The organism is Agrococcus sp. SCSIO52902, from assembly GCF_022983135.1.
Lineage (GTDB): Bacteria > Actinomycetota > Actinomycetes > Actinomycetales > Microbacteriaceae > Agrococcus > Agrococcus sediminis.
The window spans coordinates 1,278,325-1,291,827 of the sequence record NZ_CP095269.1 but is presented as its reverse complement, the minus strand read 5'-3'; the positions used below and the strand labels follow the sequence as shown (position 1 = coordinate 1,291,827).

At 74.4% G+C, this 13,503-nt stretch carries 17 protein-coding genes and 1 tRNA gene; 4 read left to right on the top strand and 14 right to left on the bottom strand.

The genetic code is table 11. The annotated features are described in order from the left end of the window. Positions 1-20: 20 nt before the first annotated feature. Genes mgrA through MU522_RS06405 form a run of 4 tightly spaced genes read right to left on the bottom strand, consistent with a single transcriptional unit; the run spans position 21 to position 3,373 of the window. Positions 21-1,064: an L-glyceraldehyde 3-phosphate reductase gene (gene mgrA / locus MU522_RS06420; protein ID WP_128188746.1), complete on the bottom strand. Its 1,044-nt coding sequence runs from the start codon at positions 1,062-1,064 to the stop codon at positions 21-23. Next, entirely contained in the window at positions 1,061-1,513 is a 453-nt protein-coding gene (locus tag MU522_RS06415) for a hypothetical protein (protein WP_128188747.1), read from the bottom strand. The genes mgrA and MU522_RS06415 overlap by 4 nt, the downstream gene beginning before the upstream one ends. Positions 1,514-1,559: 46 nt before the next feature. Beyond that, positions 1,560-2,099: an NUDIX hydrolase family protein gene (locus tag MU522_RS06410; RefSeq protein WP_128188748.1), complete on the bottom strand. Its 540-nt coding sequence runs from the start codon at positions 2,097-2,099 to the stop codon at positions 1,560-1,562. A 38-nt stretch (positions 2,100-2,137) separates the two neighbouring features. Continuing rightward, a complete protein-coding gene (locus tag MU522_RS06405) occupies positions 2,138-3,373 on the bottom strand; it encodes a hypothetical protein (protein WP_246993320.1) in 1,236 nt (411 codons plus the stop codon). 80 nt (positions 3,374-3,453) lie between these two features. Between MU522_RS06405 and MU522_RS06400 the strand changes: the two genes are divergently transcribed. Next, positions 3,454-4,068 (top strand): alpha/beta fold hydrolase, encoded by a 615-nt coding sequence (locus MU522_RS06400; protein ID WP_246993318.1) that lies wholly within the window; start codon positions 3,454-3,456, stop codon positions 4,066-4,068. 94 nt (positions 4,069-4,162) lie between these two features. Then, entirely contained in the window at positions 4,163-4,861 is a 699-nt protein-coding gene (locus tag MU522_RS06395) for a LysR substrate-binding domain-containing protein (protein WP_246993316.1), read from the top strand. 4 nt (positions 4,862-4,865) lie between these two features. Here the strand turns inward: MU522_RS06395 and MU522_RS06390 are convergent, their stop codons facing one another. The 4 genes from MU522_RS06390 to MU522_RS06375 form a co-directional block, all read right to left on the bottom strand. Next, complete coding sequence (locus MU522_RS06390) at positions 4,866-5,105, bottom strand: hypothetical protein (protein ID WP_246993314.1); 240 nt, start codon at positions 5,103-5,105, stop codon at positions 4,866-4,868. Positions 5,106-5,223: 118 nt separating this feature from the next. Beyond that, a tRNA-Ser gene (locus tag MU522_RS06385) sits at positions 5,224-5,311 on the bottom strand. A gap of 11 nt (positions 5,312-5,322) precedes the next feature. Further along, complete coding sequence (locus MU522_RS06380) at positions 5,323-5,862, bottom strand: GNAT family N-acetyltransferase (protein WP_146355737.1); 540 nt, start codon at positions 5,860-5,862, stop codon at positions 5,323-5,325. Beyond that, on the bottom strand, positions 5,859-6,227 hold the full coding sequence (locus tag MU522_RS06375) for a VOC family protein (protein WP_128188753.1): 369 nt from the start codon (positions 6,225-6,227) through the stop codon (positions 5,859-5,861). Before MU522_RS06375 ends, MU522_RS06380 begins: the two co-directional genes overlap by 4 nt. Before the next feature lie 117 nt (positions 6,228-6,344). Here MU522_RS06375 and radA point away from each other — a divergent pair, with 117 nt between their 5' ends. Next, the gene (radA, locus tag MU522_RS06370; protein ID WP_128188754.1) at positions 6,345-7,706 is read left to right on the top strand and encodes a DNA repair protein RadA; all 1,362 of its coding nucleotides are present in this window, start codon (positions 6,345-6,347) and stop codon (positions 7,704-7,706) included. A gap of 18 nt (positions 7,707-7,724) precedes the next feature. Here radA and MU522_RS06365 read toward each other — a convergent pair whose 3' ends face one another. The 6 genes from MU522_RS06365 to MU522_RS06340 form a co-directional block, all read right to left on the bottom strand. After that, positions 7,725-9,092, bottom strand: coding sequence for an NAD(P)/FAD-dependent oxidoreductase (locus tag MU522_RS06365; protein WP_246993312.1), 1,368 nt, complete (start codon positions 9,090-9,092; stop codon positions 7,725-7,727). 68 nt (positions 9,093-9,160) lie between these two features. Then, the gene (locus MU522_RS06360; protein ID WP_246993310.1) at positions 9,161-9,829 is read right to left on the bottom strand and encodes a hypothetical protein; all 669 of its coding nucleotides are present in this window, start codon (positions 9,827-9,829) and stop codon (positions 9,161-9,163) included. Positions 9,830-9,854: 25 nt separating this feature from the next. Then, positions 9,855-10,388: an amino-acid N-acetyltransferase gene (locus MU522_RS06355; RefSeq protein WP_246993308.1), complete on the bottom strand. Its 534-nt coding sequence runs from the start codon at positions 10,386-10,388 to the stop codon at positions 9,855-9,857. A 111-nt stretch (positions 10,389-10,499) separates the two neighbouring features. Then, positions 10,500-11,186: a thioredoxin domain-containing protein gene (locus MU522_RS06350; RefSeq protein WP_246993306.1), complete on the bottom strand. Its 687-nt coding sequence runs from the start codon at positions 11,184-11,186 to the stop codon at positions 10,500-10,502. A 9-nt stretch (positions 11,187-11,195) separates the two neighbouring features. Beyond that, a complete protein-coding gene (locus MU522_RS06345; RefSeq protein ID WP_246993304.1) occupies positions 11,196-11,834 on the bottom strand; it encodes a cation transporter in 639 nt (212 codons plus the stop codon). A 42-nt stretch (positions 11,835-11,876) separates the two neighbouring features. After that, positions 11,877-12,230 (bottom strand): metalloregulator ArsR/SmtB family transcription factor, encoded by a 354-nt coding sequence (locus tag MU522_RS06340; protein WP_246993302.1) that lies wholly within the window; start codon positions 12,228-12,230, stop codon positions 11,877-11,879. A gap of 261 nt (positions 12,231-12,491) precedes the next feature. Between MU522_RS06340 and MU522_RS06335 the strand changes: the two genes are divergently transcribed. Next, positions 12,492-13,451, top strand: coding sequence for a cytochrome c oxidase assembly protein (locus tag MU522_RS06335; RefSeq protein ID WP_246993300.1), 960 nt, complete (start codon positions 12,492-12,494; stop codon positions 13,449-13,451). Positions 13,452-13,503: the final 52 nt, after the last annotated feature.

Sequence of the window (13,503 nt, the reverse complement as noted above, 5' to 3'; positions counted from 1 at the left end):
GCGCCGCGCGCCGGCGAGGATCAGCCGCGCGAGTCGCGCGCCTCCGCCCACAGGTCGACGCCCGGCTCGTCGCGCGCGAGCTCGTCGATCGCCGCGAGCTCGTCGTCGCCGAACGAGAGGCTGTCGAGCGCGCCCAGGTTCTGCTCGAGCTGCTCGACGCGCGAGGCGCCGATGGTGAGCGACGTGACGCGCTCGTCGCGCAGCGCCCACGACAGCGCCAGCTGCGCGAGCGTCTGCCCGCGCTGCTCGGCGATGCGCCCGAGGCCGCGGATGCGCTCGATCGCCTCGGGCGAGACGTCGGTGTCGAGCGGCTTGCGGGCCGCGCCGCGGCCGGCGCGCGAGTCGGCGGGCACCCCGTCGAGGTACTTGCCGGTCAGCAGCCCCTGCGCGAGCGCGGTGAAGCCGATCACGCCGATGCCGAGCTCGCCGGCGGCGTCGAGGAGGCCGTCGCGCTCGATCCAGCGGTTGAGCATCGAGTACGACGGCTGGTGGATCGTCAGCGGCGTGCCGAGCGAGGCGAGGATCTCGTGCGCGCGGCGCGTCTCGTCGGCGCTGTAGCTCGAGACGCCGACGTACAGGGCACGACCGGTGCGCACGATGTGGTCGAGCGCCGCCATCGTCTCCTCGAGCGGCGTCTCGGGGTCGGGCCGGTGGTGGTAGAAGATGTCGACGTAGTCGAGGCCCATGCGCGCGAGCGACTGGTCGAGGCTCGAGATGAGGTACTTGCGGCTGCCGCCGATGCCGTACGGGCCCGGCCACATGTCCCAGCCGGCCTTCGTCGTGACGAGGATCTCGTCGCGGTGCGCCGCGAGGTCGCTCGCCATGACCCGGCCGAAGTTGAGCTCCGAGGCGCCGAAGGGCGGGCCGTAGTTGTTGGCGAGGTCGAAGTGGGTGATGCCGCGGTCGAACGCGGTGGTCAACAGCTCGCGCTGCCGCTCGAGCGGCACGTCGTCGCCGAAGTTGTGCCACATGCCGAGCGTGAGCAGCGGCAGCTTGAGGCCGGAGCTGCCGGCGCGTCGGTACTGCATGCGGTCGTAGCGTGCGGGGTCTGCCTGCCAGCTCATCGTGCTCCTGCCTTCTGGTGGGCCGCCGCGTCGGCGGCGACGAGGGTGTTCGTGGCGCCGCGCAGCGCGACCGCCGCGGCGCAGGCCGCGGCGCACGCGGGGCTGTGGAAGTCGATGCCGAGCTCGGCGAGCGCGTCGACGACGCGGCCGGCGACGAGCAGGTCGGCGGCGTTCGGCCGCAGGCTCCCGTCGGCCCACCGCTCCCCCGCCGCCACGATCGCGATCGACGCGCGGTCGCCGAGGCGCACCTGCTCGTCGAGCGCGGCGCGGGCGATGTCGGATGCGTTGGCGATCGTCGCGTCGAGCACGAGCGACGTGCGCGGGGCGAGCGCGAGCAGCTCGCGCGTCTCCTCGCCGCGGTCGGCGTCGGCGATGACGATCACGTCGGCGGACGCCGCGCGCACGCCGGCGGCGCCCCACTCGAGGGTCACCTGGTAGTCAGCGCTCATCCTGCAAGCCTACGGATCGCGACTGGACGCATCCGACGTCGCCGCGTCAGCGCAGCGCGCCGCAGTGGGCGAGCGCCGCGCGCACGAGCGAGCCTCGGCCGCCCTCCATCTCGCTCGCGATGAGCTCGGACGCCGCCGCCTCGGGGCTGAGCCACGTGAGCTCGAGCGCGTCCTGCCGCGGGTCGCACGTGCCGCTCACGGGCACGATGTAGCAGAGCGAGACGGCGTGCTGGCGGTCGTCGGAGAAGAGCCCGTCGCCGACGAGCGGGAAGTACTCGGCGATGTGGAACGGCACCGGGCTCGCCGGCAGCTGCGGGAAGGCCATCGGGCCGAGGTCCTTCTCGAGGTGGCGGTAGAGGGCGTCGCGCACGCGCTCGCCGCGCATGACGCGGCCGGAGACGACCGTGCGCGTCATCTCGCTCTGCTCGTTCATGCGCAGCAGCAGCCCGACCTCGGTCACCTGGCCCATGCCGTCGAGGCGCACCGGGATGGCCTCGACGTAGAGGATCGGCAGGCGCTCCCGGGCCTGCTGCAGCTCCTCGTCGCTCAGCCAGCCGGGATTGGGGTCGGGGGTGCGCACAGCCATGGCCCCATTGTGCCTGCCGGAGGGCGGATGCGCCGCGGTCAGGGCCGCAGGCGGCGGCCGGAGCGGTCGGCCCAGAGCGCGAGCCCGAGCCAGGCGGCCGCGACGACGAGCGCGAGGACGACCGAGGGGATGTCGCCGAGCGCGGCGAACCAGCCGACCGGGTCGGGGTCGGGCAGCGCGCTCAGCAGCGTGCGCGCCGCGAAGGTCGTCGTGACGGCGAGCATGCTGATGCGCCCGACGGCCGCGAACGGCTCGGCGAAGGCGCCGAGCGCCGACGTGCCGCCGCGCAGGTCGGTGTCGACGGTCGGATGCATCGCGCACGCGAGCACGGAGGCGAGGCTCGCGACCGCGAGGGTGAGGGGCGGCGTCCAGAGCGCGGTCGCCGGCTCGAGCGGCTGCTGCCCCCACACGGTCGGCGTGAAGTAGGCGAGGATGCCGAGCACCCCGAAGAGGGTCGCGGCGAGCAGGCCGTAGCCGACGACCCGGCCGCGCTGGTGGCCGGGGACGCTGCGGGCGCGCAGCAGCGCGTGCGCGAGCGCGGCGCCGGCGGCAGCGGGCACCGCGAGGCCGAGGCCGGCGACGACCGTCGTCACCGCCTGCACGACGAGCGGGTCGGCGGTCGTGCCGGCGGCATCCGCGATCCCGCCGACGAGGAGCGTGGCGGGACTGCACCGGTCGCTCAGCTCGCCGCAGAGACCGGTCGTGAGCCACAGCGCGCCGGCGCCGACGGCGGTGCTGATCACGGTCGCCCATGCCCAGCCCGCCCAGCTGCGCGCGAGGGTGCCGAGCAGCCCGAGCGCCGCGAGCGCGACCGCGAGCTGCACGAGCGGGCCGGCCACGGCGATCCGCTCGAGGCCGCCGAGGGAGCCGCCCTCGGGGTCGAGCGGGATGCCGGTCGCGGCGCCCCGGATGAGCGCGGCGCCCGCGGCGACGACGAGGCCGAGGAGCAGCAGGATGAGCGTGCGCCGGGTCGCGCGGCCGGCGCTCGTCCAGCCGCGGTGCTGCGCGAGCGCGTGCGCGCAGCCGGCGATGAGCGCGAAGGCGGGCAGCGCGACCGCGTCGAGGCCGACCGCGCCCCACGGCTCGGAGGCGGGGAACGGGCGGCTGGGCGCTGCGAGCCACGCGACGGTCACGAGCACGAGCAGTCCGCGCGCGGCGTCGAGCGAGACGACGCGCCCGATGCGCCCGCGGCGCGCCGGGCGACGAGGGCCGCCGCGGGCGCCGCGGCCGCCCATGCCGGGCAGCACCCGGGTGGTCACCGAGGTGCTCGTCACGTGCCCTGCTCCATGCTTCGAGGCTACGGTGTCGGTGAGGCCGCGGGGCCGTCCTGCGCCTCGTGACGAGAGGGGCTCGCATGCACGAGATCGACGCCGAGGCGGTGCGCTGGCGCGAGGGCACCGGGGATGAGCTGCTGGTCGTGATGCACGGCATCGGCTCGCACGAGGGCGACCTGTTCGGCCTCGCGCCGCACCTGCCGCCCGAGCTGACGATCGCGTCGCTCCGGGCGCCGCTGCCCTACGGGGGCGGCTTCGCCTGGTTCGAGTTCTCGCCCGTCGACAGCGACGACCACGAGCTCATCGACCGCTCCGCCGCCTCCGTGCTCGGCTGGCTCGACGGGCTCGAGCGGCAGCACGACCGCGTGCACCTGCTGGGCTTCTCGCAGGGCGGGGCGATGGCGGTGCAGCTCGCGAGGCTCGCGCCGGAGCGCTTCTCGTCGATCGCGCACCTCGCGTCGTTCGTGCACGCGGGCGAGCTGCCCGGCGACGCGGTGCTCGCGGCGCGCGAGCCGCGCATCCCGCTCCTGACGACGATCGGCGACCTCGACGACGTCATCCACCGCGACAAGATCGAGCGCTCGACGCCGTGGCTCGACGCGCACTTCGCCGTCGAGCGCCGCACCTACCACCGGGCGCACACGATCGTCGCCGAGGAGCTCGCCGACGTCGTGGCCTTCCTCGGCCGCGTCTAGCGGGCTCGCGCTCGATCGGCCCGGGCGAAGGCTCGCGGCGCATGCGGCGGTGTGCGCGCGCTCAGGCCGATCGAGCGCACGGCAGACTGGACCCATGCAGCGGTTCAGGCTCGGCGGCGTCCCGGGCGTCACGCCCGCCAAGTGGATGCGGGTGTGGGCCGAGCGCGTGCCCGACGTGCCGATCGAGCTCGTCGAGCTCGCAGAGGCGGATGCGCCGGCGGCGCTGCGGGAGGGGCGCGTCGACGCCGTGCTCGCGCGCCTGCCGCTCGCGGGCGACGACCTGCACGCGGTGCCGCTCTACGACGAGCTGCCGGTGGTGGTCTCGGCGAAGGGGCACCCGATCGTCGCGTTCGAGACGGTGACGCTCGCCGACCTCGAGGGCGAACCGCTGCTCGCCGACGAGGGCATGACCGCCGCGCAGCTGCTCGAGGTCGTCGCGTCGGCCGCCGGGCTCGCGATCGTGCCGATGTCGGTCGCGCGCGCCCTCGGCGGCCCCGACACCCGGCACCGGGTCGTGACCGACGCGCCGCCGACGACCGTCGCGCTCGCCTGGCTGCGCGCGAACGACTCGCCGCTGCACCAGGAGCTCATCGGCATCGCGCGCGGCCGTCGCGCCGGCTCGTCGCGCGGCGCCGAGCGCGACGGCGGCAGGCACAGCGTGGAGCCGGGCAACGCGGCGACCGGCGCCAAGCCGCGCCCGTCGAAGCCCAAGCCCACCCCGACGCCGGGCCGCCCCCGCCGACGCGGCGGGCACGGCCGATCGGGTCGCCCCGGCCCCGGCGGGCGGCGCTGACGGCTCAGGCGCCGACCGCCTCCAGCGCGTGGAAGATCAGGTAGACCGGCCACACCATCGCCTGCAGCAGGCCCAGGATCACGGCCCAGAAGCCGCCGCCCGACTGCCCGACGAAGTAGATCGCCGCGCCGATGTACGCGAGCAGGAAGAAGAACCCCCACGGGCCGGTCTTCTCGACCACCTGCACGCCCCGCCGCTGCTCCGCCGCGATGCCCTCGCTCCTCGGCTGCGCCGGAGCCGACACCGCCGGGCGACGCCTCGCCGTCGTCCGCATCGTACGTCCGGCCCGCCCTCGCGTCGACGGGCGATCCTGCCTGGCACGACGAAGCCCCGCCTCACGTGGAGGCGGGGCTTCTCGAGTGCGGTGACGGTGGGATTTGAACCCACGGTGGAGGGTTGCTCCACACGACTTTTCGAGAGTCGCACCTTCGGCCGCTCGGACACGTCACCAAGGGGAGACCTTACACGACGCCCGGCGCAGACCCCAACCTGACGCCGAGCGTGCGCACCCGGCGGCGCTCGTGCATCCCCTGCTCGACCTTCTCGCCGCCGTCCTCGTGCCAGCCGTGCTGCTCGTAGAACGTCGCGGCGCGCTCGTTGCCGGCGAGCACCCACAGGTAGGCGCGCTCGTGGCCGTCGGCGGCGAGCCTGCGCTCCGACTCGGCGAGCAGCGCGTGCCCGACGCCGCGCGACCAGCGGTCCTGCATCGCGTAGATCGCGTAGAGCTCGCCGGTGACGCCCTCGACCCGGTCGTAGGCGGGGCCGCACATCGCCCAGCCGACCACCTCGCCGTCGGCCACCGCGACGAGCTCGTGCCGGCGCGCATCCGCGTGGTGCTCCTCCCACAGCTCGACGCGCCGCTCCGCCTCGCGCTGCACGTCCATGCGGTCGAGCACGCTCTGCGGCACGAGGCCGCGATAGGCAGCCCGCCACGTCTGCACCCGCACCTTCGCGATGCCGGCGGCGTCGTCGATGCTCGCGTCGCGCACGTTCGCGGTCATGCCGCCGCCCCCTGCCGGGTGTCGATGACGCAGAAGCGATTGCCCTCGGGATCCTGCATGATCACGTAGTCGGCGTCGGCGGGCCGCTTCGGCCAGTGCACGCGCTGCGCCCCGAGGCGCTCGAGCCGCGCGACCTCGGCGGCCTGGTCGTCGGCGTAGAGGTCGAGGTGGATGCGCGGGGGCAGGGCGCGCTCGGAGGGCGCCGCGTCGAGCGAGACGTTCGGCCCCGGGCCCGACCGGGGCCTCAGGAGTGCGAAGTCGTCATCCATCGGCAGCCTCGGCTCGTAGTCCAGCGCCTCCGTCCAGAAGCGCAGCTGACGATCGACGTCGGCGCATCGGATCACGACGGAGCCGATGGTCAGCATGGCGTCACCGTAGCGGCGGAAGCCTCAGGAATGCTCCGCTTTTGGTAACGTTGTCCGCAAACTTTTGCGGCGGCTGGCTCGCGACCCGCGTGGGCGGCTCCCGATAGCCTCGCACGCATGGCCAGAGCACCCGGATACCGCTGCGCCGAGTGCGGATGGACGAGCCTCAAGTGGGTCGGCCGCTGCGGCGAGTGCCAGCAGTGGGGCACCGTCGAGGAGGTCGGCGCGACCGTCACGCGCATCGCGCCCGCGGCCGTGCCCGCGTCGCGCGCCGCACGCCCGATCACCGAGCTGCAGGCGGGCGATGCGCCGCGCTGGCCGACCGGGATCGGCGAGTTCGACCGCGTGCTCGGCGGCGGCATCGTGCCCGGCGCGGTCGTGCTCTGCTCGGGCGAGCCGGGCGTCGGCAAGTCGACCCTGCTGCTCGCGGTCGCCGCGACGGCGGCCGCCGCGGGCCGGCGCGTGCTCTACGTCTCGGGCGAGGAGTCGCTCGCGCAGGTGCGCCTGCGCGCCGAGCGCACCGGCGCGCTCGAGCCCGAGCTCTACCTCGCCGCAGAGACCGACCTCGCCACGATCCTCGGCCAGATCCAGGCGACCGCTCCCGAGCTCGTGATCGTCGACTCGGTGCAGACGGTCGCGAGCGCCGACAACGAGGGCCTCGCGGGCGGCCCGAGCCAGGTGCGCGACGTCGCCGCCGCGCTCACGCGGGCGGCGAAGGCGGCGGATGTCCCGCTGCTGCTGGTCGGGCACGTCACGAAGGACGGCTCCGTGGCCGGGCCGCGGCTGCTCGAGCACCTCGTCGACGTGGTCGCGCACTTCGACGGCGACCGGCAGACGGCGCTGCGCTTCGTCCGCACATCGAAGAACCGCTTCGGCCCCACCGACGAGGTGGGCTGCTTCGAGATGACCGGCGACGGCATCCTCGAGGTGCCCGACCCCTCCGGCCTCTTCCTCTCCCGCTCCGCGACGCCGCTCGCCGGCACGTGCGTGACGGTGGCGCTCGAGGGCCGGCGCGCGATCCCGGTCGAGGTGCAGGCGCTCGTCGTGCAGGCCTCGACGCCGCAGCCGCGCCGCGTCGTGAACGGCGTCGACGCCTCGCGCGTCGCCATGGTGCTCGCGGTGCTCGACCGGCACGCGGGCCTCCACCTCGGCGGCTTCGACGTCTACGTCTCGACGGTCGGCGGCATCCGCATCACCGAGCCCGGTGCCGACCTCGCGATCGCGCTCGCGATCGCGAGCGCCCACCGCAACGTGGCGCTCCCCCGGCAGCTCGCGGCGATCGGCGAGATCTCGCTCGCGGGCGAGATCCGCGCCGCGTCGGCGGTGCAGCGCCGCGCCGCCGAGGCGCGGCGCCTGGGCTACTCCCGCGTCGTCGACGACTCGGTCGGGCTCGTGCGCGCGGCCGTGGCCGATGCGATGCGCGTCGGCCGCGCCGACCCCGCGCCGGCCCCCGCGCTCGCGGCGGTGCCGCGGGGCTGAGCCACGACGGCTGCGCCGCTACGGCTGCAGCCGTTCGAGCACGTCGGCGGCAGCCTGCCGGCCCGAGCGGATGGCGCCGTCGACGTGCTGGTAGCCGCGACCGGCGTAGTCGCTGCACGCCCAGTGGATGGGCCCCACCGGCTGGCGCTGGTCGGCGCCGTAGCGGTGCAAGCCGCCGAGGTCGTAGCTCGCGGCGTAGGCCCCGCGAGTCCACTCCTCGCTGCCCCAGTCGCTCTCGTAGTAGACGACCGGCTCGAGCGCCTCGGGCCCGAGGTAGCGCGCGATGGAGGCCAGGACGCGCTCGCGCCGCTCCTCGTCGCTCCAGCGGAACGCCTCGTCGGCGTGCTCGTCGGACACGAACCCGACGAGCGTGCCGCGCGCATCCTCGTGGTTGGTGTTGTCGTAGAGCTCGTGCACGAGCTCGTGCGGGCCGAAGCCGGTGCCCGAGAGCCCCGCGTCGCGCCAGAAGGGCCGGTCGTAGACGGCGTGCACCTTGATGACGATGCCGAGGGAGAGGTGCTGGTGCAGCTGGTGCTGCCGGCGCGGGAGCGGCGGCTGCACGTCGATGCGGGTGATGAGGTTGGGCGGCACGGCCACGATCACGCGTCGCCCGCGTGCCACGACGCCGTCGGCGACGACCGTCACCGCGTCGTCGCCGCGCTCGATCCGGCGCACCGGGGCGCCGAGGCGCACGGCGTCGCCGAGCTCCTCGGCCATGCGCTCGCTCACCCGCTGCATCCCGCCGACGACGCGGCGGTCGAGGATCTCGTCCTCGTCGAGCAGGTTGGCGAAGCCGTCGGCGCTCGCGGCCATGAGCAGCGCCTGCAGGGTGGAGAAGGCGTGCGACGGCTTCGTCAGCATCGCGGGCCCGATGAAGAGCGCGACGAGGTGCGCGGCCGCGGCGTCGTCGGTCTGGCCGGCGAGCCACGCCTCGAACGAGACGGTGTCGAGCTCGCGGGCCCGCGGGTGCGCCCACGGCGCCTCGGGGTCGACCTCGGCGACGAGCGCCTCGATGACGGCGACCAGGCGGTCGACCTCGGCCGCGGTCTCCGGCGCGATCGGGAAGTCGCCGGTGAAGCGCACGGCGCGGCCGCCGTCGACGTACACCGACTCGCCGTCGCGGTGGCGGGGGAAGGTCTCGAGGCCGAGCGCCTCGATCGTCTCGAGCAGCACCGTCTGGTGCGGCGAGACCCACTGGCCGCCGATCTCGAGCATCGCGCCGTCGACGACGTCGGTCCAGGTGCGCCCGCCGACGCGGTCGCGCGCCTCGAGCACCGCGACCGAGCGGCCCGCGGCCACGAGCGCGGTCGCGGCGGAGAGCCCCGCGGGCCCGGCGCCCACGATGACGACGTCGACCTCGAGCTCGGCCTGCTGCGCCTGTGCCACCGCGTCCTCCGATCCGGCCGCTCCGCGGCTCCCTGGCGAGACGATAGCGCGACGCAGCGGCGCGGCGGCTACTCGAGGATGAACTGCGTCGCGGCCGTCGAGGCGTACTCGCCGACCCGCACGCTGAGGCTGTACGCGGCGCCGCCTGCGGCGACCTGCGAGCGCTCGGCGGTGCACGAGTCGACCGAGGATGCGGTGCGATCCCACTCGACGGGCACCGTCGACTGCGGGGCGCCCGGCTCGAGCTGCACGACGTTGTCCTGCACGTCGGCCGCGCAGTCCGACCAGCGGTAGACGACCTGATCGCCCGTGCGGATCTCGTACTCCTGCACGGCCGTGCCGGCGTTGAGCGAGCACGCGGCCTCGCCCGTGTTCTCGATCGTGAACGACAGCTGCACCCGCTCGCCCGCCGCGTAGGAGGAGCGATCGGTCGCCGGCGTCAGCCGCACCTGCTCCGGCGCGCACGGCTCGGTGGGCTCGCCGGTCTCGGGGGTGCCGCCGACCGGGGTGAACGGCTGCGTCGGCGTGGGCGTGGGCGTCGGCGTCGGCGTCGCGCTCGGCTGCGGGCTGGGCGCCGCGGTGCCGGAGGGTGCGGGCGGCGGCACATCGCTCCCCGCCTCCCACGGCCGCCACACGAGCAGCACGAGCGCGGCGACGGCGACGAGGGCGAGCAGGCCGAGCAGGGTCCGTCGTCGGCGGACGGCGGCGCGTCGCTTCGCGGTGGATGCCTTGCTCACCGATCCAGCGTAGGCGAGCGGCGGCTCAGAGCCGCTTGAGCATGCGCGTGTTGCCGAGCGTGTTGGGCTTGACGTGCGCGAGGTCGAGGAACTCGGCGACGCCGCCGTCGAGGGAGCGCAGCAGCTCGGCGAAGACGTCCTGGCTCACGACCTGCTCCGCCACCTCCTCGTAGCCGTGGCGGCCGAAGAACTCGGTCTCGAAGGTGAGGCAGAAGAGCCGCGAGAGCCCGAGGTCGCGCGCCCGCTGCTCGAGGTCGACGAGCATCGCGTGCCCGACGCCCTTGCCGAGGGCGCCCTCGGCGACGGCGATCGTGCGCACCTCCCCCAGGTCCTCCCACAGCACGTGCAGGGCACCGCATCCCACGATCTGCCCGTCGCGCTCGGCGACCACGAACTCCTGGACGGCCTCGTAGAGGGTGACGAGCTCCTTGCCGAGCAGGATGCGCCGGCGCACGTAGGGCTCGATGAGGTCGCGCATCGCGTGCACGTCGCCCGTGCGCGCGCGGCGGACGGTCAGCGCGGCGGGGGCGGAGGCGGATGCGTCGGAGGTCACGATCATCGAGCCTAATCGGCCCCGGCATGCACGCTCAGCGCGCGGTGCATCCGGCGCCACCCGACCGAGTCGAAGCGTGCCGGCGCCCGCCATGGCCGCGCGCACGCTCACCTCGCCCTAGTCGCGGATCGCCGCCTGGATGGCCGTCTCGATGTCGCTCGCCTGGGTCAGCTCGAGTCGCTCCCCGTCGACGAAGATCGTCGGCGTGCGGTCGACGCCGAGCGCGATCCCGGCCTGGAAGTCCTGCTCGACGCGAGCCTCCGTCGCGGGGTCCGCGACCGCCTCGTCGTACGCAGCCATGTCCAGCCCCAGCTGCTCGGCGTACCCGCGGAATCGGGCGGCCTCGGACTCGCGGGCCTCACCCCATTCGGGCTGGGTCTCGAACATGCGCTGGTACATCGCCTCGAACTCGCCCTGCTGCGCGGCGGCCTCCACCGCGATCGCCGCGTTCCGCGAGTTGAAGTGCCCCGGCAGCGGGAAGTACCGGACCCCGAAGGTCGCCTCGCCGCCGTACTCCTCGCGGAGCGCTTCCATGGTGGGGTAGACGGCACCGCATGCCTCGCACTCGAAGTCGAGGAACTCCACCACCACCGGCGCGCCGGCGCCGGCATCGTCGAGCAGGTGCGTCGACGGATCCAGGACGGGCGGCGTTGCCGCAGCGGAGGCGGCAGGCGACGCCGGCCCGGCGCTCGTGTCTCGAGGCCCCCCGCTCTCCCATGGCCGCACGACGAGCAGCATCACCCCGATGAGGATGGCCGCGGCGGCGGCGATGATCGATGCCGCGATGACTGGACGGGTGCGCATCGCACCAGTCTACGGGCGGGGCGGGACGCATGCCCCGTCGCACGCGTCCGCGCAGTCCTCGCCCTCGCCTCCGCGATCCGCTGGACCGCAGCACAGCTCGCCGCCCCACGCTTCCAGCCCCTCCCGCACGGCCAGTGCGGCGACCAGCAGCGCGGCGACGGGATCGGCCCACCACCAGCCGAGCAGCCAGCTCGCCAGCAGTCCGAGCAGCACGGCGGCCGACAAGTAGGTGCAGATCAGCAGCTGCTTCGCGTCCGCCTGCACGCTCCGCGAACCGAGCTCCTCGCCGGTGCGCAGCTCCGCGATCGCGAGCGCCGGCATGACGACGACGCTGAGCGCGGCGATCGCGACGCCGACAGGGCTGGGATCCGCCGCCTCCAGCGTGACCAGTGCCGCCACAGCATCGACTGAGACGTAGGCAGCGAGGGCGAAGAACGCGATCGCCACGATCCTCACCGTCGCGGCTTCCCATCGCTCCGGATCGCTGCGTGAGAACTGCCACGCCACGGCCACCGCCGAGCCGACCTCGACCACGGAATCGAGGCCGAAGCCGATGAGCGCCGCGGAGGACGCGACGGATCCCGCCCAGATCGCGACCGCCGCTTCGACGACGTTGTACGCGATGGCGACTCCGACGATCCACCGCACGCGTCGGCGGAGGCGCGCGGCGCTCCAGGGATGTGCCGGCGGTCACGCTGCTGCCCCGCAGCAGCCCTCGACCGGGCATCCGGCTCCCAGGCACGGGACGCCCTCGTCGACCCGCAGCGTCACGGCGAGCATCGCCTCGATCGCCTGGCTCAGGTGCGGGTCAGCGATCTCGTAGCGCGCCTGCCGACCCTCCGTCTCGGAGACGACGATGCCGCAGCCTCGCAGGCACGCCAGGTGGTTCGAGACATTGGTGCGCGAGAGCCCGAGATCACGTGCCAGCGCGGCCGGGTAGCCGGGCCCCTCGATCAGTCGGAGGAGGATTCGCGCGCGCGTCGGGTCGCCCATGGCGCGCCCGAGCCGGCCCATCGCATCGAGTCGGTCGACAATGGTCAGCATGTGCTGACTATACATCGCAGAGTGACGCTTCATGACGCGCAGGCCGGTCGGCGTCGACGGACCGAGCGGGCTCGACGGTCCCACCGGCTATCATCGGTCCGTCGGCGGCACCAGCCCAGCCCAGCCGGACACCGACCGGCGGCCGACGCGACCCAGGAGCAGCACCATGCCAGAGCCGCGGGCCCGTGCGAACCACGCACGTCGCGCCCAGCGCCGACCGCGACAGGTCCGGCCGCGCCGGGTCGTCATCCTCCCCACGCCGTGAGCAGCTCCGACGCGGCGTGGTTGCCGCCCCCGAGCCTCGAGCAGTTCCTGCTCCCCGGCTCCACCGGTGCCCCGGTGCTCCCGGTGCTCGCGGCGATCATGGCCATCGCATACGCAGCGGGCGTCACGCGGCTGCGACGCCAGCGGCGACACTGGCCCCCGCTGCGCACTGCGTGGTTTCTGCTGGGCTGCGGCACGCTCGCTGCGGTCACCGGGACTCGGATCGACGCCTACGGGCAGCTGCTGTTCTCGGTGCTCATGTTCCAGCAGCTCGCGCTCATGATGGTGATCGCACCGCTGCTCGCTCTCGGCTCGCCCGGCACGCTGCTGCTGCGCGCGACGCCCCGCGACGGCGCCGGCCGCGCCGTGCTCAGGGTCGCCGTGTCCGGGCTGCGCTCGCGGGCAGCCCGCTTCGCGCTGCACCCGGCGCTCGTCATCCCCTTGATGCTGCTGTGCTTCTTCGGGCTGTACGTCGGCGGCGCGGCGGATGCGCTGCTGCAGGTCGACGCCGGACACATCCTGATGGAGGCGGCATTCCTGCTCGTGGGGCTCCTGATCACGGTGCCCCTGGTGTCCTCGGATCCGCTGCCCCGGCGACCCTCCTACCCGGGCCGGCTGTTCGACATCTTCCTCGAGATGCAGGTCCATGCCGCGTTCGGCCTGGTGATGCTGTTCTCGTCTGCGCCGTTCGTCCGCCACTTCGCGACGTCTGCGCCTGCGGAGTGGCGCGTCGACCCCGTGCACGATCAGGGCGTCGCCGGCGTGCTGGCATGGACGTTCGGAGAGCTGCCGCTCGTGACGATGCTGGTCGTGACGCTCGCGCGCTGGCAGCGCCGCGACCGGTCGCGAGCAGGAGCCCAGCAGCGCCGCGCCGATCAGGAGACAGAGGCGTACAACGCCTACCTCGCCCAGCTGCGGCAGCGCGACCTGCGCGGCGACGGGGACCCCGAGGCGTGACGCCACGACGACCGTCGTGACGCGACGGGCGGCACCATCGTCCGACGCTGCG

What these genes read in the sequence shown, in the direction of transcription:
- mgrA (WP_128188746.1), bottom strand. Translation starts at nt 1,064, where the DNA reads ATGAGCTGGCAGGCAGACCCCGCACGCTACGACCGCATGCAGTACCGA.
- MU522_RS06415 (WP_128188747.1), bottom strand. Translation starts at nt 1,513, where the DNA reads ATGAGCGCTGACTACCAGGTGACCCTCGAGTGGGGCGCCGCCGGCGTG.
- MU522_RS06410 (WP_128188748.1), bottom strand. Translation starts at nt 2,099, where the DNA reads ATGGCTGTGCGCACCCCCGACCCCAATCCCGGCTGGCTGAGCGACGAG.
- MU522_RS06400 (WP_246993318.1), top strand. Translation starts at nt 3,454, where the DNA reads ATGCACGAGATCGACGCCGAGGCGGTGCGCTGGCGCGAGGGCACCGGG.
- MU522_RS06395 (WP_246993316.1), top strand. Translation starts at nt 4,163, where the DNA reads ATGCAGCGGTTCAGGCTCGGCGGCGTCCCGGGCGTCACGCCCGCCAAG.
- MU522_RS06380 (WP_146355737.1), bottom strand. Translation starts at nt 5,862, where the DNA reads ATGACCGCGAACGTGCGCGACGCGAGCATCGACGACGCCGCCGGCATC.
- MU522_RS06375 (WP_128188753.1), bottom strand. Translation starts at nt 6,227, where the DNA reads ATGCTGACCATCGGCTCCGTCGTGATCCGATGCGCCGACGTCGATCGT.
- radA (WP_128188754.1), top strand. Translation starts at nt 6,345, where the DNA reads ATGGCCAGAGCACCCGGATACCGCTGCGCCGAGTGCGGATGGACGAGC.
- MU522_RS06355 (WP_246993308.1), bottom strand. Translation starts at nt 10,388, where the DNA reads ATGATCGTGACCTCCGACGCATCCGCCTCCGCCCCCGCCGCGCTGACC.
- MU522_RS06350 (WP_246993306.1), bottom strand. Translation starts at nt 11,186, where the DNA reads ATGCGCACCCGTCCAGTCATCGCGGCATCGATCATCGCCGCCGCCGCG.
- MU522_RS06340 (WP_246993302.1), bottom strand. Translation starts at nt 12,230, where the DNA reads ATGCTGACCATTGTCGACCGACTCGATGCGATGGGCCGGCTCGGGCGC.